Here is a 19865-nt window from a genome sequence, read left to right on the forward strand (position 1 = left end):
TGCTTCCTGCGCGATATGGGCACGGTACGCACGTTTGAGCGCTGAGCAGCCAATGATCAACGGGTTCTCGGAGGCGGCGAGTGCCCGTCCTACTCGCGTCAGCCACGGCCAGCGGTCGTCGTCGTCCAAAGCGATTCCCTGGCTCATTTTCGCAATGTTTGCCAATGGGTGCAGATCATCCCCGTCCAGGTAGGCTGCGCCCAACCCGACGGCGAGCGCCGCTCCGACAGAGGACTTGCCGCATCCGGCAACACCCATCAATATCAATCGTTGCCTGGCCTCAGAGAGAGGCCGTGATGCCGCCGTCGACATAGAGCACATGTCCGTTCACAAAAGAGGAGGCGCTCGAAGCAAGGAACACGCAGGCGCCGACCAGCTCTTCGACCTTGCCCCAGCGGCCGGCCGGTGTGCGTTTCTCCAGCCACGCGGAAAAATCGGCGTCGCCGACCAGAGCGGCGTTCAGCGGCGTGTCAAAATAACCGGGCGCTATCGCATTGCATTGCAGCCCGTATCTTGCCCAGTCAGTTGCCATGCCCTTGGTCAGATTGCCAACTGCGCCTTTGGTGGCCGTATATGGCGCGATGCCGGGGCGGGCTAGGGCAGTCTGTACGCTGGCGATATTGATGATCTTACCGGCGCCGCGTTTGATCATATGCCGGGCAGCCGCCTGTCCGACGTTGAAGACACTGGAAACATTGGTGCGCATCAGCCGTTCGAACGCATCCGCCGGAAAATCCTCCAGCGGAGTTCGGTGCTGCATGCCTGCGTTGTTCACAAGGATGTCTATCGCGCCCGTTTTTGCTTCGAATTCGTCAACGGCGCGCCGCGCGGCCTCATGTTCGGTCACGTCGAAGACCAACTGATGGGCGCCGGCGCCGAAGCTTGTCGCGGCTTGCGCCAGCTTGACCGCATCGCGTCCATTGAGCACGATTTCTGCGCCGGCGTCAGCCAAACCACGGGCAAGGGCAAGGCCGATGCCCTGCGACGAGCCGGTGATCAAGGCCCGGCAACCCGTCAAGTCAAACAAGCTTCGCCCCATTGATCTCTCCGTTTTCTCTCGACATCCACAATATTGTCTCTTATGTTATCGATAACATTGATTGTCAAGAGACGGAGAAGCCAAATGAACAAGCCGCAGATCCTCCAGGTCGGACCCTATCCGGAATGGGACGAGGCGCCCCTCACTGCCAGCTTCGAGGTCCATCGGTATTTCGAGGCCGCCGACAAGGCCGGTTTCCTCGCGTTTGTCGGTCCGAACGTCAAAGCGATCGCAACAAGGGGCGAACTTGGCGCCAGCCGGGCGATGATCGAGGCTTGCCCGGCGCTCGAGCTGGTCTCCGTCTACGGGGTCGGCTTCGATGCCGTTGATCTCGCGGCCTGCCGGGAACGCGGCATCCGCGTCACGAACACGCCTGATGTATTGACGAGCGATGTGGCAGACCTCGGCATAGCGATGATGCTATGTCAGTCGCGTGGCCTGGTCGGTGCGGAAGGTTGGGTCAGAGATGGAAGCTGGGTCGAAAAGGGCCTCTATCCGCTCAAGCGCCGCGTATGGGGGCGAAGCGCAGGCGTGCTCGGCCTTGGCCGCATCGGCTATGAGGTTGCAAAGCGCCTCCAGGGCTTCGATATGCGGATCGCCTATTCCGATGTCGCGCCGAAGGATTTCGCTTCGGATTGGGAGTATATTGCTGATCCCGTGGCGCTCGCCTCCCGGTCTGATTTCCTCTTTGTCACCCTGGCTGCTTCCCCAGTCACCCGCCACATCGTGGGTCGCGAGGTGATTGCGGCACTGGGCGGGGAGGGGATGTTGATCAATATCTCTCGCGCCTCCAATGTCGACGAGGAGGCATTGCTCACCGCGCTGGAAAGCGGTGCACTCGGCTCGGCCGCTCTTGATGTGTTCGAGGGTGAGCCAAAACTCGACCCGCGTTTTCTCGCGTTGGACAATGTCCTCCTGCAGCCCCATCACGCTTCGGGAACCATTGAGACGCGCAAGGCTATGGGGAAACTGGTCCGCGATAATCTCACGGCGCATTTTTCCGGTCAGCCACTGTTGACGCCAGTCCTTTGAGGAGGCCGCGATGAAAACTATCGTTGTTCACGGCGCAAAGGATTTGCGCATCGAGGAGCGTCCGGTTGAAGCACCAGGCCCAGGAGAGGTGCGCCTTCGCCTTGCCGCTGGTGGAATCTGCGGCAGCGATCTCCACTATTACAATCACGGTGGCTTCGGCACCGTCCGGCTACGCGAACCGATGATTCTCGGACACGAAGTTTCCGCACATGTCGATTCCCTTGGACCGGGTGTAGAAGGATTGGAGTTGGGACAGCTCGTTGCCGTTTCGCCGTCCCGTCCGTGCCGAACCTGCCGCTACTGCCAGGAGGGGCACCAAAACCAGTGCCTCAACATGCGGTTCTACGGAAGCGCCATGCCGTTTCCGCATGTCCAAGGCGCCTTTCGTGAGGTTCTCGTTGCGGACGCGATCCAATGCGTTTCGGCCGATGGCCTGACGGCGGGCGAGGCGGCAATGGCCGAACCGCTGGCCGTGACGCTCCACGCGACCCGCCGGGCTGGAGAAATGTTGGGCAAACGGGTTCTGGTGACGGGTTGCGGGCCAATCGGCGTTCTGGCCATTCTGGCGGCTCGCCGTGCTGGGGCCGCTGAAATCGTCGCGACGGACCTCTCCGAATTCACCCTGTCGCTCGCCCGCAAAGCCGGCGCCGACCGGACGATCAACATGGCGAGAGAACCCGACGCGCTGGCCTCTTATGGGGCAGGGAAAGGAACGTTCGATGTCCTCTACGAGTGCTCCGGCGCCGCGGCGGCGCTCGCAGCGGCCATCGCTGTTTTGCGGCCGCGGGCGGTGATCGTTCAGCTGGGGCTTGGCGGAGATATGGCAGTCCCGATGATGGCTATCACGGCCAAGGAGCTGGATCTGCGCGGATCCTTTCGCTTCCATGAAGAATTCGCCATCGGAGTCGGGCTCATGCAGAAGGGTCTCATCGACGTGAAGCCGCTGATCACCCACACGCTCCCCTTGCGGGAGGTCGTCACAGCCTTCGAACTTGCGAGTGACCGCAGCCAGGCGATGAAGGCGCAGATCGCCTTCATCTGAATTGCTGAGAGGTTTTTGACGGAAACAGAAAGGGGGCGATCCGGATCAGCGCCGCCTTTGTTTTCTGCGAGACCGGCAGACCAGGGCGCTGCCGTCCCGGCGGCCATTGAGGTGCCGCAGGCGGGGCCTTCAGACATCTCGTCACCCTTGCCTGTTCATATCAAGGGTATCGGTGATATCGATAGCGTTCTCACAGCTTCCAGAAAGGGAAGGCCGGCATGTCGTACTTTGAAGTGGTCGATCCGCTGTTTAGCCGATACGTCCTTGGCAATGCGCCGGTGAAACAGATTGCGACGGGCTTTGACTGGGTCGAGGGGCCGGTCTGGTTCGGTGATGCAGGATGCCTCCTCTTTTCCGACATTCCGAACAATCGCATCCTCCGCTGGTCTCCAGGCGCTGGGGTCTCCACGTTCCGACAGCCCTCGAACTTGGCCAACGGCAATACGCGCGACAGGCAGGGAAGGCTGGTAACGTGCGAACATGGCACGCGCCGTGTGACGCGCACGGAACTTGACGGTTCCGTCACTGTTGTGGCTGACCGCTACCGGGGCAGGCGCCTGAATTCTCCCAATGATGTGGTTGTAAAATCAGACGGCTCCATCTGGTTCTCCGATCCGCACTACGGGATCATGACGGACTACGAAGGCTTTGTGGCCGAGCAGGAACTGCCGTGCCACGTTTACCGTGTCGATCCTTCTGGAGAAATTGAAGTCGCGTTAACGGACTTCAACTGCCCGAACGGCCTCGCCTTCAGCCCCGATGAAACCCGCCTCTATGTCGCCGATACCGGACGCATGTTCGGCTCAGACCCCCAACATATCAGGGTTTTCAATGTTGCCTCCAGCGGCGAGCTTTCCGGCGGCGAGGTGTTTCACACCATCAGCCCAGGATGCGCAGACGGTTTCCGAATGGATAGCGATGGCAATATGTGGTCCTCGGCGGCAGATGGCGTGCATTGCATTTCCCCGGATGGGCACCTGATAGGAAAGGTACTTGTTCCTGAACTAGTCTCCAACCTCTGCTTTGGTGGCCACGCGAAGCATCAACTCTTCATGACAGCGACGACCAGCGTATACTCGATTACGTTGAACCGCAGAGGTGCTCAAACCCCTTGAAGCCAAAGCGCGTTCATCTTGGCGTAAAGCGTTGGCGTGGGTAGGTCTCACGACAAGAGAGAGTAACGTGTCGGGGCTCAGTTCCATCAAGGCAACCGACCACGAGCCTTAACCCGCATCATGGTTAGCGCGGGTGTGACGTGCTCGACTGCGCGGACCCCGGAAGACAGTTTTGCGACTGTCAAGCAGCCGAGATGGCCGGGGGTTGTCCAGAACTCCCGCTGGAGCAAGTCGAGCGTGGGGTGAAGACCGGTTTCGCCGTAGGCGGCGAGCCCATAGGCGACGATGCAGCCGCCATAGTTGGAGACGTAGAGGCCGCCGGCGTCAAGCGAAGCCTTTGCGTCGCTGACGCTGGAGACGCCTTTGACAATGCAGGGCAATGGGAGCCCAGCTGATGACGCTGGCGGCGCCGGGCATGATCGTAATAGTCCTCAGATTGTGCCAGCGCGCATTTCCTTGGCGATGTAGTCAGCCTGGCGGATGGCAAGCGTGACGATCGTCAGTGTGGGATTCTCCGCCGCCCCCGTCGTAAACTGGCTGCCATCGGAAACGAACAGATTCTTGATGTCGTGCGTCTGGCCCCACTTGTTGACGACACCGTCCCGGGCTTTTTCGCTCATGCGGTTCGTGCCGAGATTGTGTGTCGAGGGATAGGGCGGCGTCGGGAAGCTGCGCGTCGCCCCGACAGCCGCATAGAGCGCCTCGCCTTGCTTATAGGCGTGGTTGCGCATGGCGACGTCGTTTGGATGATCCGTGAACCAGACATCCGGGATCGGCATGCCATATTTGTCCTTCAGTTCGCCGTGTAGTTTCACGGCATTCTGTTCCTGCGGCATGTCCTCGCCAACGATCCAGAGACCGGCCATGTGGGCATAGCTGTCCATGGCCGAGGCGAAGGGACGCCCCCAGCCGCCGGGATCGAGGAAGGCCGCCATGAAGGGTACGCCAAGCGCCAGCGTTTCCAGCTCATAACCGCCGACGAAGCCGCGCGACGGATCGTGCTTCGCCTCGTCGCGGATGATGCCGGCCATGGTGGTTCCGCGGTAGAAATGCACCGGCTTTTCGAACACGGCATAGACCGAGCCCGTCGTATGGCGCATGTAGTTCTTGCCGACTTGGCCGGACGAGTTGGCAAGGCCGTCCGGATATTTGCTCGATGCAGAATTGAGCAAGAGGCGCGGGCTTTCGATCGAATTGCCGGCAACGCAGACGATGCGGGCCTTCTGGCTTTGCAGCTTGCCGTCCTTGCCGGCATAGACGACCGCGGTCACCTTGCCGCTGTCATCATGCTCGATCTTGACGACATGGGAGTTGGGCCGCACTTCCAGCTTGCCGGTCGCCTCGCCCTTCGGGATTTCCGTATAGAGCGTCGACCATTTGGCGCCCCATTTGCAGCCCTGGAAACAGAAGCCCGTCTGTTGACAGCCCATGCGGTCGTCGCGATCGGCCGAGTTGATCGCCATGTTGCCGGTGTGACATTCCTTGTAGCCGAGCTTGTCGGCGCCAGCCTTGAGGATCTTGAAGTTGTTGTTGCCGGGCAGGCCCTCGATGCCGTTGGTGCGGGTGACGCCCATCTTGTCCTCGGCCTTGGCGTAGTAAGGCTCGAGCTCGGCCAGCGTCAGCGGCCAGTCGAGCAGATTGGCCCCCTCGATCTTGCCGTAATGCGTCAGATCCTTGAACTCATGCTCCTGGAAGCGCAGAGATGCGCCGGCCCAGTGGGTCGTGGTGCCGCCGACCGCCTTGACGATCCAGGCCGGCAGGTTGGGAAAATCCTTCGAGACGCGCCAGCCGCCGCCCGTCGTGCGGTTGTCGAGCCAAGCGAGCTGGGAAAAGCTCTCCCATTCATCGTTGATGAAGTCTTCGTGTTCGACGCGCGCGCCGGCTTCGAGCACGACGACGTCGATGCCCTTCTGAGCCAGTTCGTTTCCGAGTGTGCCGCCGCCGGCACCCGAGCCGATGATGACGACCACGCTATCGTCGTTGAGATCATAAGGAGCTGTCATAGTTTCCTCCCGAAACATGTGCGGTCGGCGTCAAACGCCGTGCAGTCGCGCCTCCTCCGGCGCGGACCGTCAGACCGCCGTCAAAGCCACTCGATGTCGTCGAAGCCGCGGGTGATGTAGCCACCCTTGGAGTAGGATTCGCCCTCATAGCCAAAATGCGGCCAGAGTTCCTTCTGGTTATAGAACGAGACGACGAGGTCACCCCGCACCGCCTGGAAAAAGGGCGTCGCCTCGATCTCGTGCAGGATCTCGACGCGGTCGTCCTCCCAGCCGAGTCCGCGATAGCCGCCCTCACCAGAGCGTTTATCGAGATCGGCGATGCCCGTTTCGATCAGTTCCTTGTGCGCGGCGTCAGTGCCGGCCTTGGTGTCATGGCCTTTCACGGCAATGGCGTAGAAGCGGTCGGCAACGGAATCATGCGGGTAGATGTCGCGGGCAAGCTTGATCAGCGTTGCCATGGTCTGCGGCTTCAGTGCGGTCGCCTCCATCCCCCAGACCTTGTCGGGGCTGATCACCGCCGTGCCGGTGATGATGAGTGCGGCGCCGACCGTGCCGCGCTTCAGAAGCTCGCGCCGGGAAAGTCCTGGCCGCTGCTCGTAGATGGTCGTCATGTCATGGTCCTCCCATTGCGTTTAAGACCGGTGGCCCTCCTCCGGCCGTTAGCCCATTCATTTGTAGCGGCCGTGCCGTTGCAGAACCTCGATCTTGTAGCCGTCCGGATCGGTGACGAAGAAGAAGCGGGCAAGCAGGTCGCCGTCGCGGTTGAGTTCGACGATCTTGCCGGTGGTGAAGCCGAACGCGGAAATGCGGGCATGCTCGCCATCGAGGTCGGAAACCGACACGGCGAAATGGCCGTAGCCGTCACCGAGATTATAGGCTTCGGTGCGGCCCTTGTTGATCGTCAACTCAAGTTCGAATTCGCTTTCGGCATTGCTCATGTAGACAAGCGTGAAAGCATCGAAGTCGCGCCTGTCGGCAACGTCGAGCCCGAATGCCTTGTTGTAGAATTCCACGGACCGGTCTTCGTCCAGAACGCGGATCATGGAATGGATTGCCGCTGCCACCTTCGCCTCCCAAGTTTTCACAAGTTTAAACTTCGGTGAAGCTCTTTGGTAGCAGTGGCTTACCCCAGGAAAAAAGTGACTGGGGACGTCCGATGAAGAATTTCTTACCGAAGGGGCGCCTACGATTTGACGGTTCAATTGCGCGGGCACATACTTTGATACAATAAGAAGCAGGAGGAACGCCATGTGTGAAATCTATGCTGGGCAAGACCCCGGTCGATATCGTCCTATCAATCGGTCCGTTCGCATTGGGGGCCACTCCACAAGTATTCAGCTCGAAGCAGCTTTTTGGGTGCTGATCGATGAAATCGCAGAGAAGCAGGGGCTTTCGACCGCTCGTTTCCTCTCTAAATTGTATGATGAGGCGCTGGAGATTAACGGCTCAGTTGCAAACTTCAGTTCGCTTCTGCGGACAAGCTGTCTAATCTACGTGATGAGCGTTAGCCACGGCGCGAGCCAGTCGCGCTTTCGCATCATTGCCGCAGAGTAGGCCTTTTGCATTAGCGATGGAACTCGCCATTGGGGAGGCCCCGAGATCCTGGCTACTGTGCTGGCAGGGACGTGTCCCTTGCAAGCCAAAGATGAATGCCCTCGCCCCTGGTCCGATATGCCATCCTTCATATTTCTACGCTGTTGCCCGCACATGTTATAGACCGTTGTTCGAGACAGGCCGAGCTCCCGTGCAGTCCGTGAGATGTTCAAGTCCGCCTTCCGGCGAACCGTTTGGGTTTCCTGACATTTGGCGGGACTGAGCGATCGACCGCTGCATTCGTCGCGGCAGTCGCGAGAAGCGCTGAGATCGGACCGGCTTCGACAAAAACAGCTTTTGTCAATGTAGTCGGCGCGCCGCGGAGGGCCGCGGCCCGCCGGTGCGACCGGACGACGTCGTCGCGCTCGCCTATCGCGATCACAAGGATCAGGAAGAGTTCGGAAGCCCGTTTCTGATTTCGCCCGACAAAGCAGGGCGGGTTAATACACGTCAAGTCGACGGAACGCCAGCGGGACCCTGGCAGCGGCATTCAGCATTTTTCGAGATATATAGGGCTCGCGGCCTTCTATCGGAACCGGATCTTCATCACGAGCGTATCGCCTGCGCGAGCGCCATGCTGTCGCGGACGATCCTCCTGCCATTCGATGAGTATCAGCGCGCCGATCTGCGCGGAACAACAATGGGAATTTCCTGGCGAAGGGAAAACCTCCCCTATGCCGCACGGATGATTTGGCGGCATGTCGGCGCCGAGCCAGATTTATGTGAACTGCTTGCCTGCTGTGGGTCTCTGCCGCTGTAGTCGCGCCAGTTGCCGCCGACGGTGCCCTCATTCCTCGCCGATCCGTAGGCAGAAGTATATGCGGTGCCAGCAGAGTATTGAGTACCTGATTGGCCCTGTTCGGCGTGGCAGCCCGCGGGGGAACGATGTTGCCGGGCGGTTGATGCTCATGATTGCAATTACAATCCATACGGACGTGGTGAATCTCTGCTTTTCCGCCAGTTGCTCAGACCCCGCCAATTGGCGTATCCAAGACCGCTCAGGCTCCAATTGCTGCCGGTGAAACTTCAGTCGCCGGCCGGGCCGGCGGGGTATCTCGATGGGTATAGATCGCCGGGGCGATAGGGGTTATCTGCAGGGCTTGTTGCGATGCTGAAAACGTCGCCGAAACATCACCGCAGACACCCAAGGCCTCTCAAAGTGAAAAAAGTCCAGCGCAGCTTTGCCGTCGAGTACAGATCGGGCCGGCGTAAACTCAATTCCAATCCGAACTCGATCTGGGGAGACATGGATCTCAAGTCCGTTGCACAGGATCTGCTGGACGAGGCAATGCCATTTCTTCCGGAAACGTCTCAGGTTGGCAGCGCCGGAGTGTCTTTACCCGGCGAACAACAGGCCGCGGCGTTGTTGACACCGCCGATCGAGCAGGAGACAAATGCATCGGCTTTACAGGAGACCATAATGGCCGACGAAAACAATACGATGACTGATGCTGACACGCCGGCCGTAGCGGCGCCCGCACCGAAGAAGGAGCGCAAACCTCGCGCCAAAAAGGCGGCGTCTGAGACGGCCTCAGCCGCAGTTTCGGCGCAACCGGCAGCGGCTTCGAATGCCGCAGCGGTCAAGCCGAAGAGAGGACGCAAGGCAAAGGCCGACGAAGGTGCGCCAAGCGCGAAGCGTGCGCCTGTCAAACGTGCTCCGAAGGCCGCGCAGGCGGCGACCGCGCCGTCGGTGGCGGCCGTTGACGAGTTTGCGGATCTCCTGCAGCTGGAAGAGGAAAACCAGAGACTGCGCAAGCAGCTGGCCGAGAAGCTGCGTGCTGAAAATGCCGATCTGCGAAAGCGGCTCAACCTCGGTTGATCGGCAGCCGTCGGTCAAGCGCTGGCCGCATTCTCAAGGCTATATCGAGACGAATATCTTGGCGGCGGCTGGTCCTGCCGCCAACGCTTTTGCTCGCAGCCTGCATGCGAGGTAGAATACGAGGTCGAATAAAATGGCGTCTCCATGGAAACTTCTTGCCCGGCTTGTGTCACCGCGACGTCAGCAGCGCCAGGAACACGGCTCGACCGATGACGTGAAGCCGGACGTATTGGCCATCGCCAAACCGACTGAAACGGCTGCCGACAACGGGCTCAACACCGCGGATCCTCTGGTCGACGAAAAGCCGGTCGCTTACGAACAATCGGAGGCGGTGTCAGCGGACCCGGATCATTCCGAAGAAACGGCAAGCGGTGTTCACGGCACGGCAGCTATCGAAGGCGCTGGGCCCGTGGAGGCGGCTGATCCGGCCTTATCCGATGAGGCCGATACTGCCGCACACAACGCACCAAAACCCTCCCAGGCGGGCGAAGGTGCAACGCGAAAGCGCAGCATCCGGGGCAAGAAAGCGGCAGGGGGTGAAGCCGTTCCGTCACCCGCTCCGACCGTTCCGGCCGTTTCTGACGATGCAATCCGCCTTGATGAAGAGATCAGGCTGCTGCGGGACCAGCTGGCGCGCAAGCTTCAGCAGCAAAATGCGCAACTGAAGAGAATGCTGGAGCGGTTCCAGCGCTGAACGTGTCACAAGATCCAGCCTCCGAACCGCGAACTTGATCAGTGTCTCAAACTTCTCCGATTTTTAAGCTCGGCCGAATACGGACACTGAGCCTTGCCACCCAACCAAGCAGCAGCCGTACTTTCACTGAGCTCCAGTTACTCAACAGTAGGAGGCGGCGGTTCGTACATCATCGAGATCTACAATTCGCACTCCCGGTTACCCTTGATGCGCCGAGATCGGAGCCTAGGCCCGAGTGGCGCACATGCTGATATGGTCAGAATTTCTAACGGAATTTCCTGGAAGCCTGGGACCTCCTACCTGCTCCAGCCTGTCCTGTCATACCGAGCTTCCTGCTCGTGACACCATCATTGTCGCTTTTCCTTGTTGTTGTGCGTGCCGGTTTCCTGGATGCCACATCCGATCCAGTCCGTTTCTCGACTTCCCTGAAGGGGATTATCTTGCCAGCCACTCGGCAAAGACCTTCGCCAATCGCCTCTGGCTTCCGGTTTTCGGATAGGCGAGATAGTGGCCGATATAGCGATTGTCTCGACAAGCTCCGGCAAAAGCCGGGACCAACCGCCTGCACTCCAGATCAGAACGAGCCAAAATACTGGACTCCAGCGCGATGCCTAGACCATTTGCTGCGGCGTCCAGGGCCATAAAGCTCCGATCGAAGCTCATCGTCGGCACAGGAGGACTTCCGAGGTTGTTCGCTTCAAACCAGTCGATCCATTGAATTCGCTTCAGATCGCTGCGGATCAGCGGGAACCTTAAGATGTCGCGGATGGATCTCAGCGATAAAGCCATCTCCGGAGAGCAGAGAGGCGATACGATCTCTTCCGCAAGTGGGATCACGATGAGATCCTCTCTGTTCTGCGGTTCCCCGTAGATGATATCCACGTCGAACAGACCGTCCGTGAAGCGTGCATAGGTGGTGCTGGACGCAACGCGCACCTCCACCTCAGGATTTTCCTTCAGGAACGCAGGCAGACGTGGGGAAAGAACCTTGGCAGCGTAGCTTGGGGCGCAGTGAACGCGCAGCAGGTGGGCCTTGTTCGATGAAATCATCTCAACACCCCGTCGCAATTCTTCGAACGCGTTGGATGCGTGATTGAGAAGCGTTTGACCCGCCAGGGTCAAGGTGACGTTGCGGGTGTTTCGTTCGAACAGGGCCGTCCCCAGATCACGCTCCAGCTTGGAGATCGCGTGACTTATAGCACTTGGGGACAGGTTGAGCTCTTCCGCAGCGGCTCGGAAAGAGCCAAGGCGGGCAGCCGATTCGAATATGCGCATCGCAGAGAGCGAGGTAAGGTGCAGCATCGGATTAATGAAACATATTCACCTACCGGTGTAAACTTCGCGTTTGTCGCCTTGGCGGTCTTCGGTCACAAATTCGCCCGGGGATGTCTCGTCCCTTAACCGGAATTGCCAGATGCCGGGAGAGCATCGGGAGGAGATTTAATGCTACTGCAGGGAAAGACCGCGGTTATATCGGGCGCGGCGAGCAAGCGCGGCATTGGCCGCTCCACGGCCGAACTGTTCGCGCAGCATGGTGCCAGGGTCGCGATCCTGGATATCGATGCCGGGGCTGCCGACGAGGCTGCGGCCGAGCTTTCGACCTCCGAGCAGGTTCGCCACATTGGACTTGGCTGCGACGTATCCGACCGGGCTTCCTGCCAGGCTGCAGCGGAAGCCGTCGTGGCCGCCTTCGGCTCGGTGAATGTGCTGATCAACAATGCGGGCATTACCCAGCCCGTGAAGACGCTCGAAATCACCGAGTCCGACTGGCATCGTATCGTCGACGTCAACATGACGGGCGTTCTCTTTCTGAGCCAGGCTTTCATTCCGAACATGCGCGAAAACGGCGGCGGGTCGATCGCCTGCATGTCCTCCGTGTCGGCGCAACGCGGCGGCGGGATTTTCGGCGGCCCCCATTATTCGGCAGCGAAAGCGGGTGTGCTTGGACTTGCCAAGGCCATGGCGCGCGAGTTCGGTCCCGCCGGCATCCGGGTCAATTCGGTGACGCCGGGGCTGATCCAGACCGATATCACCGCGGGCAAGCTCGGCGACGATGCGCGCGCCGAGATCATCAGGGGGATTCCCCTCAGCCGCCTCGGCGAGGCGCGCGATGTGGCGAATATCTACTTGTTCCTTGCATCCGATCTCTCCGCCTATGTCACCGGCGCCGTGATCGACGTCAATGGCGGCATGCTGATCCACTGACCGGCACAATTAGGGGAGATCTCTCGTCAATGGCTCAGATCGGTCACAATATCAGTCTTTCCGAGCGCGCCCGGCGCATACGCCGCCACGCGCTGCGGATGGGCGAGGTGCAGGGCCAGGGCTATATCGCCCAGGCGCTCGGAATTGCCGACGTCCTTGCCGTTTCCTATTTCCATGCGACCAACTACCGGCTGGAAGACCCGGAATGGGAAGGGCGCGACCGCTTCCTTCTGTCGATCGGGCATTATGCAATCGCCCTCTATGCCGCCTTGATCGAGGCCAAGATCATCCCCGAGGACGAGCTTGAGACCTATGGGACCGACGACAGTCGACTGCCGATGTCCGGCATGGCGGCATACACGCCGGGCATGGAGATAACCGGCGGATCGCTCGGCCACGGACTTGGCATTGCCGTCGGAATGTCGCTCGCGCTGAAGCGCAAGAAATCCGCCTCGTTCGTCTACAACCTTTTCTCGGACGGAGAACTGGACGAGGGATCGACCTGGGAGGCCGCAATGTCGGCAGGCTCCTATAAGCTCGACAACCTGATCGGTATCGTCGACGTCAACCAGATGCAGGCGGACGGCCCCTCCATGGCCGTTCTGAACTTCGAACCGCTGGGTGCGAAATTCGAAGCTTTCGGCTGGTTCGTCCAGCGCGTCGACGGAAACGACATCGCTGCGTTGGTCGCTGCCTTCGATGCGGCGCGCCACCACAGTGGCGAGCAGCCGCGCATCATCATATGCGACACCAAGATGGCGAAGGGCGTGCCTTTCCTAGAGGCGCGCGAGCGCAACCATTTCCTGCGGGTCGAGCCACATGAATGGGCCGAGGCGATCAGGATCATCGACGCGGGAGTGGTGGCATGAGGCGCTCGAAATATGTCCGGCCGGAACAGCTGACCCATGGCGACGACCGTCCGCGCCTTACGACATCGGCGATGATTGCCTCGATCGCGGGAGCGGACCAGCCGACGAAATCCGCCCCGTTTGGCCATGCTCTGGCGGGACTCGCCTCGCGTGACGAGAGGATCGTCGGTCTTTCCGCAGATCTCGCAAAATACACCGATCTGCATGTCTTCAGGGCGGCCCATCCGGACCGTTTCTACCAGATGGGCATGGCTGAGCAGCTTCTGATGATGTCGGCCGCCGGCATGGCGCGCGAGGGATTCCAGCCTTGGGTGACGACCTATGCCGTGTTCGCTTCGCGGCGGGCCTACGACTTCATCTGCCTTGCGATTGCGGAAGAGATGCTGGACGTGAAGATCGTCTGCGCGCTTCCGGGGCTGACGACGGGATACGGCCCCAGCCATCAGGCAACCGAGGACATAGCCATGTTCCGTGGCATGCCGAACCTGACGATCGTCGATCCTTGTGATGCAAGCGAGATTGAACAGGCGGTGCCGGTTTTGTCGGCACACAGGGGGCCGGTCTATATGCGTCTCCTGCGGGGCAATGTTCCACTCGTCCTGGACGAGTACGGCTACAGGTTCGAACTCGGCAAGGCCAAGCTCATCCGTGACGGCAGGGATACCCTGATCATATCATCCGGCCTCATGACGATGCGTGCGCTCGAGGCTGCGAAACACCTGCAGAAGGACGGCGTGGATGCCGGCGTGCTGCATGTGCCGACCATCAAGCCGCTCGACGAGGAGGCCATTCTGGCCGAATGCCGCAAGCAGAACCGGCTGGTCGTGGTTGCGGAAAATCACACGCTGATCGGTGGGCTGGGCGAGGCGGTCGCAGCAGTTCTCATGCGCTCCGGCGTCCGGCCGGCCGCTTTCCGCCAAATTGCGCTTCCCGACGAATTCCTCGAGGCTGGAGCCCTGCCGACCTTGCACGAGCGCTATGGACTGTCGACGGTGAGGGTGGAGGCGGCGATCAAGTCCTGGCTGAATGAATAAGCCCTGAGTGCCCGTCAGGGAGAGACGGGCAAAACAACTGGCGTAAGCACATTACGGAGGAGAATATGAGCTTGCATATCAATCGGCGTGGATTTCTTTCTGTTGCGGCGGGTGCCTTGGCTGCGCCCGCACTGGTGGCCGGCGTACGGCCGGCCAGAGCCGCGACAACCCTCACTCTCGGTCATGGTGCGGCCCCCGGCAATCCGCGCACGATCGCCGCTGCCAAATTCGCGGAGCTCGTGGCGGAAAAGACGTCCGGCCGGGTAAAAATCAATGTCGCCGGCGCGGAGACACTTGGCAGCGACTCCGCGATGCTGACCAGCCTTCGCACGGGGGCGCTCGATTTTACCGCCAACAGCCAAGGCGCGACATCGGCCCTTGTTCCGGAATTGGCGGCTCTCGGGCTTCCCTTCCTGTTTCCCGATACGGAAAAGGCGATGAAGGTCCTGAACGGCCCGGTCGGCGCCGAACTGAACAAGCGGTTCGAGACCGTCGGCGTCGTTCCGCTCGACTGGTGGGACAACGGCATTCGTCATCTCACCAATTCCAAGCGGAAAATTGCGGTGCCCGGTGACCTGAAGGGCCTCAAGATCCGAACGCCCGCCGATCCGATGACGATCGACATCTTCCAGGCGCTCGGTGCAGGCACCGAACAGATCGCTTTCGGTGAACTCTATATCGCCCTGCAGCAGGGCGTCGTGGATGGCCAGGAAAACCCGCTCGCCAATATCGAAAGCTCGAAACTTTTCGAGGTCAACAAGTACATCAGCCTGACGGCCCATAAGTGGGAGTCGACGCCGGTCCTTATGTCGAAGATCGCCCAGGCCCGACTCGGAGCTGATCTTGAGGCGGTCAAGGCCGCCGCGAAGGAAGCGGGTGACCTGCAGCGCAAACTCTCTGCCGAAAAGGATGAGCAGGTTCTCGGAACCTTCAAGAAGAACGCGGCCATCGAAGTGGTGGAAGTCGACCGGGCAGCCTTTGCCAAGGCGACCGCCTCCGTGGCCGAAAACTGGAAGAAGAAACCGTTCGGCGATTTCGTCAGCAGGATCGAAGCGGAAGCAAGGGCCTAATCCCTTTCCAGTGAACGGAGTCTTCCATGCAAAGCTTGCTGCAGGGCGTCGACATGCTATCGCGCGCAATCGTAGTGCTGTCCCGTTTCGTCGTCATCGCCAGCGGTATCGCGCTGACGGTGGTGACGACGGCCAATGTCGTCGCCCGCTACACATCGCAGAGCGGCGGTTTCTCCTTCGCCCAGGAGCTGCCGATGCTGATGTTCCCCTGGTTCATCCTGGCGGGGATCGTCGTTGCAGCCCATGCCGGCGGCCACATGGCGGTCGAATGGCTCTATGACAAGCTTGATGGCGGCATGCGGATTTCGGCCTTCGTCCTGGCCAATGTCATCAGCATCATCGCCTTTGTCATCCTCGCCTATCAATCGATCGTGGTGGCCGAAATCGCCGGCATGGAACAGAGCCCCGTCCTGCGGCTGCCGAACAGCATTGGTTATTATGCGCTCGCCGTCGGCGCCTTCCTGGTGTCGATCGTCACCGCCGCTGCAACCATCCGCGTGCTCCGGTTCGGCTGGGAAGCCCGGATCGAGATCAAGACCGAGGAGATGTCCCTGTGACGCTGATCATGATCATCTCGTTCTGCGTGCTTATGGTCCTGGCGGTGCCGGTCGGTTACGGGCTGATCATCGCCGCCGGCCTCGGCATTCTCTTCAACGGATACGTGCCGTTGTCCGTGGTCGCCCAGCAGGTCTACGACCAGACCCAGTCGTTTCCGATGCTCGCCCTGCCGTTCTTCATGCTGGCGGGCACGCTGATGCTCGGCGGCGAACTCGGCAAGCAGCTCTTGGAACTCGCCTCCCGCGCGATGCAGCGGTGGCGCGGAGGGCCGCTCTCGACGACCGTAGTCTCTTCCGTCGTCTTCGGTGGTGTTTCGGGATCCGCGGTTGCCAATGCCAGTGCGCTCGGCTCGGTGCTGATCCCGTGGCAGAAGCGGCAGGGATTTCCGCCGGCGCTCTGTGCGGCCAACAACGCGACTTCTTCAGTCATCGACGTTTTGATCCCTCCTTCGATCCCCATGATCCTCTACTCGCTGATCAGCGGTGTCAGCGTCGCGAACCTGTTCATCTCGGGCATCCTTCCTGGCTTGATCATGGCGGTGAGTTTCATCTTCGTCTGCTGGTTCATCTCGGTCCGCAGGGGATATGCCGCCGAGGAGGTCAGAATCCGCAAGCGCGATCTCGCAAGGCTCGCGATCCAGAGCCTTCCTGCGATCCTCCTGCCGATCCTCATTATTCTCCTGCTTCGCTTCGGGTTCGCGACGCCGACCGAGGTCGCCGTGCTGTCGGTCGTCTATTCGCTGCTGCTCAGCCTGTTGTTCTACCGCGATCTCAGCTGGAAACGCTTCTGCGACAACCTGGTGGAAGCGGGAGTAGCCACCGGCGTCGTCATGCTGGTCATCATGGGCAGCGCTGCCGTCGGCTGGGTTCTCACCTTCGATCAGGCGCCGCAGCAGATGGCGGAATGGGTTGCCGCCAATATCTCCAGCCCGATCGTCATCATCTTGATGATGAACGTCCTGATGCTGATCGTCGGCATGCCGCTCGACATGCCGCCCGCCATCCTGCTGCTCGGACCGATCTTCGTGCCGATGGCCGATGCCATCGGCCTCGACCGGGTGCAACTCGGCCTGATGATGGTCATCAACCTCGGCATCGGGCTCTACACGCCTCCGATCGGCACGACGCTGTTCATCTCGTCATCGATCGCCGGAGCGCCGCTCGGAGCGACCACACGTGAGCTTTGGCCGTTCTTCGGCATGGCAATGCTGCTGCTGCTCGCCGTGAGCTTCATCCCGGCGCTGACGATCTACTAGGAGGCGGACGCGATGGAAGATGCCTCCCAGTTTGTCGCAAGGGTCAAGGGGTTGACCAAGTCCTACGGCGCCACATCCGTTCTCAAAGGCGTGGATTTTTCGGTGACGCGGGGCGAAGTTCATGCACTGCTCGGCGGCAACGGTGCCGGAAAATCGACGATGATCCGTATCATCACGGGGCTCACCGGAAAGGATGGCGGCGACATCGCGTTCAGGGATGCGGCCGGTAATCCGCTGAGTGGCGCCGAGGGCAGGTCGAAAGTGGCAGTCGTCCACCAGGAACTGGCGCTTCTGCCGCATCTGACGGTCGCCGAGAACATCGTCCTGCCGCGCTTTCCGATCGGTCTGCGCCTGTTTGACCGCAAGCGGTCGTGGCGGCAGGCCCATGACGCTCTGGCGATCATCGACCGGGAATTCGCCGACACCTCGCTTCACGAAACGGTCGGCGATCTCAGCCTCCACCAAGGGCAGATGGTCGAGATCGCAAGGGCGCTTTCCTCCGGGGCCGAACTTATCCTTCTCGACGAACCGACCGCCAACCTGACGGCGCTCGAGACGGAGCGATTGTTCTCTGTGCTGAGACGGCTGACCCGGGAAAACGGCCTGGCCATCGTATTTGTCTCGCACCGGATGAAGGAGATCAGGCAGATCGCCGATGTCTGCACGATCATTCGGGACGGAAGGACCGTCATCGACCGGGTCCCCACGGGAAGCCTGTCGGACACGGCGATCATCGAGAAGATGGGCCAGATCAACGCGAGGCAGGTCGAGGGCGGGGGGACGGCACGTCCGGTGCCCCGAAGTGCGCCGGCTTTCGGCGACGACACGCTCGTCCTCCGGGACGCAGAAGTCGAAATTACGTTGGCTCCGGGAACGATCCTCGGCGTTGCGGGTGCTCCGGTCGGCCCGGATTCGTTGATTTCGGCTTTGGTCGGAGCGGCGAAAGCAAGGCGATGGACGGTTGCGCGGGCCGGCTGGCCGCAGGCCTTCACATCCCCCCGGCAGGCCGCCCGTTCCGGATTGGGTTTTATCACCGGCGACCGCGCCCACAAGGGCATTCTGGGCAATCTTCCCATCATCGACAACGTGATGGCCTCGCGCCGCATCCTGCGTCACGGCGTCTTCACGAGCGGGCGGGAGAGGGCGGAGTGCCTGGATCTGGTCGAGGCACTGAAGATCAAGGCAGCCTCGATCTGGGACCTGCCCGACACGCTGAGTGGGGGGACGCAGCAGAAGCTCCTGCTCGCCCGCTGGCTCGGCCTTTCCTCCCGTCTTCTCGTGCTGGAGGAGCCGACACGCGGCGTCGACATCGGCACCAAGAAGGAGATCTACCAGCTGATCCGTCAGATGGCGGCAAGCGGGACGGTCATCGTTTGGTGGTCGACGGAAAACGCCGAGCTCCTGGAGGTCTGCGACCGGGTGGTGGCGTTCGATACAGAAGGCCGCTGCGCCGGCGTGATCGAAAAGCAGGATTTAAGCGAGGATGCTCTCGCGAACATGACGGGAATGGCGGCATGACATACGCACCAGACACAAGTTCGGCCAAGGCGGGGCAGGAGCCGACGACAAGGCAGCGGGAAAGCCTGCTTTCGGCTTATCGGACGGAGATCGCCATCGCATTCGCCATCGCGCTCGTGGCTCTCGCCGTCGGCTACCAGGTGCCGCAGGCGTTAAGCTGGGGCAATTTCGCCAACATCACCCAGGCGGGCGCACCGCTCATCATCATGTCTCTGGGCGTGCTGCTTGTCGTCATCACGGGCGGTATCGATCTGTCGGTGGGGTCGGTTTTCTCGCTGACCGGCATGGTGACTGCACAGGCGATGGCACAGGGACTGGGCGGCGTCGGTGCCGCGCTCGCTGGTCTTTCGGTTGGGCTCGTATTCGGATCGATCAACGGCTTCCTGGTGACGGTCGTCGGGCTTGCTCCCTTCGTGGTCACGCTGATCACCTTCGCCGTAGCGGGGTCACTCGCCTTCATCGTGACCAACGGCCGTTCGATGCCGATCGGCGATCCGGATTTCTGGCTGCTCAATAGTGGAAGTCTCGTTCCGGGCATTCCCAACTACATTCTATTCTGCCTGGTGCTTCTGATCGCCATCGAATTCTTCCTGAAGAAGATGGTCGCGGGGCGGTGGTTCTATGCGGTCGGCAGCAGCTCGACCGCCGCCTATCTGCTCGGCATTCCAGTCAAGCGAACGAAGTTCATGGCCTATGTCGCCTCGTCGCTTCTGGCCTCTTTTTCCGGCCTCCTGACGATCTCCTACATCCTCAACGCCGAGTCGACGGCGGGCTCCAGCCTGATGCTTCAGGCGATCGCGGCGGTCGTCATCGGCGGAGCCAGCCTGCTGGGCGGGACGGGCACGGCCGTCGGAGCGGTGCTGGGCGCACTGATGATCACGGTCATCCAGAACGGGGTCAATCTCATCGGCATCAACAGTTTCTGGCAAGGCTCCGTGACCGGGCTCGCCATCCTTGCGGCGGTACTCATCGACCGCTTCGGCAAGTCACGGCGCAGTCGACGTTGAATTATAAGGCCG

Annotated in this window: 20 protein-coding genes and 2 pseudogenes; 15 read left to right on the top strand and 7 right to left on the bottom strand. The window is 60.8% G+C overall.

The window, feature by feature from the left end; genetic code table 11:
- Nucleotides 1-12: 12 nt before the first annotated feature.
- Together AC1DLT_RS00280 and AC1DLT_RS00285 are read right to left on the bottom strand one after the other, a co-directional pair.
- Nucleotides 13-321 (bottom strand): annotated as a pseudogene (locus AC1DLT_RS00280) (gluconokinase, GntK/IdnK-type); the annotation flags it as partial.
- Nucleotides 281-1039 carry an SDR family oxidoreductase gene (locus AC1DLT_RS00285; protein WP_105418253.1) on the bottom strand — a complete coding sequence of 253 codons (759 nt, stop codon included), beginning with the start codon at nucleotides 1037-1039 and terminating at the stop codon, nucleotides 281-283. The gene AC1DLT_RS00285 and the pseudogene AC1DLT_RS00280, both read right to left, overlap by 41 nt.
- An 84-nt stretch (nucleotides 1040-1123) precedes the next feature.
- Here AC1DLT_RS00285 and AC1DLT_RS00290 point away from each other — a divergent pair, with 84 nt between their 5' ends.
- The 3 genes from AC1DLT_RS00290 (at nucleotide 1124) to AC1DLT_RS00300 (ending at nucleotide 4228) form a co-directional block, all read left to right on the top strand.
- Complete coding sequence (locus AC1DLT_RS00290; RefSeq protein WP_477485469.1) at nucleotides 1124-2071, top strand: 2-hydroxyacid dehydrogenase; 948 nt, start codon at nucleotides 1124-1126, stop codon at nucleotides 2069-2071.
- 10 nt (nucleotides 2072-2081) lie between these two features.
- Nucleotides 2082-3113: an L-idonate 5-dehydrogenase gene (locus AC1DLT_RS00295; RefSeq protein WP_105403711.1), complete on the top strand. Its 1032-nt coding sequence runs from the start codon at nucleotides 2082-2084 to the stop codon at nucleotides 3111-3113.
- A 218-nt stretch (nucleotides 3114-3331) separates the two neighbouring features.
- Nucleotides 3332-4228, top strand: coding sequence for an SMP-30/gluconolactonase/LRE family protein (locus tag AC1DLT_RS00300; RefSeq protein ID WP_477485470.1), 897 nt, complete (start codon nucleotides 3332-3334; stop codon nucleotides 4226-4228).
- Nucleotides 4229-4314: 86 nt separating this feature from the next.
- Here the strand turns inward: AC1DLT_RS00300 and AC1DLT_RS00305 are convergent, their stop codons facing one another.
- The 4 genes from AC1DLT_RS00305 to AC1DLT_RS00320 all read right to left on the bottom strand — a co-directional run bounded on the left by AC1DLT_RS00305 (nucleotide 4315) and on the right by AC1DLT_RS00320 (nucleotide 7295).
- Nucleotides 4315-4608 carry a hypothetical protein gene (locus AC1DLT_RS00305; protein WP_477485471.1) on the bottom strand — a complete coding sequence of 98 codons (294 nt, stop codon included), beginning with the start codon at nucleotides 4606-4608 and terminating at the stop codon, nucleotides 4315-4317.
- A 51-nt stretch (nucleotides 4609-4659) separates the two neighbouring features.
- A complete protein-coding gene (locus AC1DLT_RS00310; protein ID WP_477485472.1) occupies nucleotides 4660-6231 on the bottom strand; it encodes a GMC family oxidoreductase in 1572 nt (523 codons plus the stop codon).
- An 80-nt stretch (nucleotides 6232-6311) separates the two neighbouring features.
- The gene (locus tag AC1DLT_RS00315) at nucleotides 6312-6842 is read right to left on the bottom strand and encodes a gluconate 2-dehydrogenase subunit 3 family protein (protein ID WP_477485473.1); all 531 of its coding nucleotides are present in this window, start codon (nucleotides 6840-6842) and stop codon (nucleotides 6312-6314) included.
- 57 nt (nucleotides 6843-6899) lie between these two features.
- Nucleotides 6900-7295, bottom strand: a complete 396-nt coding sequence (locus AC1DLT_RS00320) for a VOC family protein (RefSeq protein WP_477485474.1) — start codon at nucleotides 7293-7295, stop codon at nucleotides 6900-6902.
- Between the two features lie 184 nt (nucleotides 7296-7479).
- On the opposite strand from AC1DLT_RS00320, the gene AC1DLT_RS00325 reads away from it, so the two are divergent.
- The 4 genes and pseudogenes from AC1DLT_RS00325 (at nucleotide 7480) to AC1DLT_RS00340 (ending at nucleotide 10337) form a co-directional block, all read left to right on the top strand.
- The gene (locus tag AC1DLT_RS00325; RefSeq protein ID WP_046665716.1) at nucleotides 7480-7785 is read left to right on the top strand and encodes a ribbon-helix-helix domain-containing protein; all 306 of its coding nucleotides are present in this window, start codon (nucleotides 7480-7482) and stop codon (nucleotides 7783-7785) included.
- A 361-nt stretch (nucleotides 7786-8146) separates the two neighbouring features.
- A pseudogene (locus tag AC1DLT_RS00330) lies at nucleotides 8147-8257 on the top strand (arginase family protein); the annotation flags it as partial.
- Between the two features lie 726 nt (nucleotides 8258-8983).
- Nucleotides 8984-9643, top strand: a complete 660-nt coding sequence (locus AC1DLT_RS00335) for a transcriptional regulator (protein WP_477485977.1) — start codon at nucleotides 8984-8986, stop codon at nucleotides 9641-9643.
- A gap of 133 nt (nucleotides 9644-9776) precedes the next feature.
- Entirely contained in the window at nucleotides 9777-10337 is a 561-nt protein-coding gene (locus AC1DLT_RS00340) for a hypothetical protein (RefSeq protein ID WP_477485475.1), read from the top strand.
- Nucleotides 10338-10772: 435 nt separating this feature from the next.
- Here the strand turns inward: AC1DLT_RS00340 and AC1DLT_RS00345 are convergent, their stop codons facing one another.
- Nucleotides 10773-11639 carry a LysR substrate-binding domain-containing protein gene (locus tag AC1DLT_RS00345; protein ID WP_477485476.1) on the bottom strand — a complete coding sequence of 289 codons (867 nt, stop codon included), beginning with the start codon at nucleotides 11637-11639 and terminating at the stop codon, nucleotides 10773-10775.
- Nucleotides 11640-11780: 141 nt separating this feature from the next.
- On the opposite strand from AC1DLT_RS00345, the gene AC1DLT_RS00350 reads away from it, so the two are divergent.
- From AC1DLT_RS00350 to AC1DLT_RS00385, 8 genes are all read left to right on the top strand, one after another.
- Entirely contained in the window at nucleotides 11781-12542 is a 762-nt protein-coding gene (locus AC1DLT_RS00350) for an SDR family NAD(P)-dependent oxidoreductase (protein ID WP_477485477.1), read from the top strand.
- A 29-nt stretch (nucleotides 12543-12571) separates the two neighbouring features.
- Nucleotides 12572-13411, top strand: a complete 840-nt coding sequence (locus AC1DLT_RS00355; RefSeq protein ID WP_477485478.1) for a transketolase — start codon at nucleotides 12572-12574, stop codon at nucleotides 13409-13411.
- Complete coding sequence (locus AC1DLT_RS00360; protein ID WP_477485479.1) at nucleotides 13408-14445, top strand: transketolase family protein; 1038 nt, start codon at nucleotides 13408-13410, stop codon at nucleotides 14443-14445. The genes AC1DLT_RS00355 and AC1DLT_RS00360 overlap by 4 nt, the downstream gene beginning before the upstream one ends.
- Before the next feature lie 65 nt (nucleotides 14446-14510).
- Complete coding sequence (locus AC1DLT_RS00365; protein ID WP_477485480.1) at nucleotides 14511-15515, top strand: TRAP transporter substrate-binding protein; 1005 nt, start codon at nucleotides 14511-14513, stop codon at nucleotides 15513-15515.
- A 26-nt stretch (nucleotides 15516-15541) separates the two neighbouring features.
- On the top strand, nucleotides 15542-16072 hold the full coding sequence (locus AC1DLT_RS00370; protein WP_477485481.1) for a TRAP transporter small permease: 531 nt from the start codon (nucleotides 15542-15544) through the stop codon (nucleotides 16070-16072).
- A complete protein-coding gene (locus AC1DLT_RS00375) occupies nucleotides 16069-17328 on the top strand; it encodes a TRAP transporter large permease subunit (RefSeq protein ID WP_477485482.1) in 1260 nt (419 codons plus the stop codon). Before AC1DLT_RS00370 ends, AC1DLT_RS00375 begins: the two co-directional genes overlap by 4 nt.
- Nucleotides 17329-17340: 12 nt before the next feature.
- Nucleotides 17341-18846, top strand: coding sequence for a sugar ABC transporter ATP-binding protein (locus AC1DLT_RS00380; RefSeq protein WP_477485483.1), 1506 nt, complete (start codon nucleotides 17341-17343; stop codon nucleotides 18844-18846).
- On the top strand, nucleotides 18843-19853 hold the full coding sequence (locus AC1DLT_RS00385; protein ID WP_477485484.1) for an ABC transporter permease: 1011 nt from the start codon (nucleotides 18843-18845) through the stop codon (nucleotides 19851-19853). Before AC1DLT_RS00380 ends, AC1DLT_RS00385 begins: the two co-directional genes overlap by 4 nt.
- Nucleotides 19854-19865 lie beyond the last annotated feature (12 nt).

It is taken from the genome of Neorhizobium sp. 05N33 (assembly GCF_056397445.1).

Bases quoted from the DNA above. Each gene is read 5' to 3' on its own strand.
- AC1DLT_RS00340 (WP_477485475.1), top strand. From the start codon at position 9,777: ATGGCGTCTCCATGGAAACTTCTTGCCCGGCTTGTGTCACCGCGACGT.
- AC1DLT_RS00290 (WP_477485469.1), top strand. From the start codon at position 1,124: ATGAACAAGCCGCAGATCCTCCAGGTCGGACCCTATCCGGAATGGGAC.
- AC1DLT_RS00310 (WP_477485472.1), bottom strand. From the start codon at position 6,231: ATGACAGCTCCTTATGATCTCAACGACGATAGCGTGGTCGTCATCATC.
- AC1DLT_RS00355 (WP_477485478.1), top strand. From the start codon at position 12,572: ATGGCTCAGATCGGTCACAATATCAGTCTTTCCGAGCGCGCCCGGCGC.
- AC1DLT_RS00315 (WP_477485473.1), bottom strand. From the start codon at position 6,842: ATGACGACCATCTACGAGCAGCGGCCAGGACTTTCCCGGCGCGAGCTT.
- AC1DLT_RS00300 (WP_477485470.1), top strand. From the start codon at position 3,332: ATGTCGTACTTTGAAGTGGTCGATCCGCTGTTTAGCCGATACGTCCTT.
- AC1DLT_RS00365 (WP_477485480.1), top strand. From the start codon at position 14,511: ATGAGCTTGCATATCAATCGGCGTGGATTTCTTTCTGTTGCGGCGGGT.
- AC1DLT_RS00295 (WP_105403711.1), top strand. From the start codon at position 2,082: ATGAAAACTATCGTTGTTCACGGCGCAAAGGATTTGCGCATCGAGGAG.
- AC1DLT_RS00385 (WP_477485484.1), top strand. From the start codon at position 18,843: ATGACATACGCACCAGACACAAGTTCGGCCAAGGCGGGGCAGGAGCCG.
- AC1DLT_RS00350 (WP_477485477.1), top strand. From the start codon at position 11,781: ATGCTACTGCAGGGAAAGACCGCGGTTATATCGGGCGCGGCGAGCAAG.
- AC1DLT_RS00360 (WP_477485479.1), top strand. From the start codon at position 13,408: ATGAGGCGCTCGAAATATGTCCGGCCGGAACAGCTGACCCATGGCGAC.
- AC1DLT_RS00285 (WP_105418253.1), bottom strand. From the start codon at position 1,039: ATGGGGCGAAGCTTGTTTGACTTGACGGGTTGCCGGGCCTTGATCACC.
- AC1DLT_RS00370 (WP_477485481.1), top strand. From the start codon at position 15,542: ATGCAAAGCTTGCTGCAGGGCGTCGACATGCTATCGCGCGCAATCGTA.
- AC1DLT_RS00380 (WP_477485483.1), top strand. From the start codon at position 17,341: ATGGAAGATGCCTCCCAGTTTGTCGCAAGGGTCAAGGGGTTGACCAAG.
- AC1DLT_RS00345 (WP_477485476.1), bottom strand. From the start codon at position 11,639: ATGCTGCACCTTACCTCGCTCTCTGCGATGCGCATATTCGAATCGGCT.
- AC1DLT_RS00325 (WP_046665716.1), top strand. From the start codon at position 7,480: ATGTGTGAAATCTATGCTGGGCAAGACCCCGGTCGATATCGTCCTATC.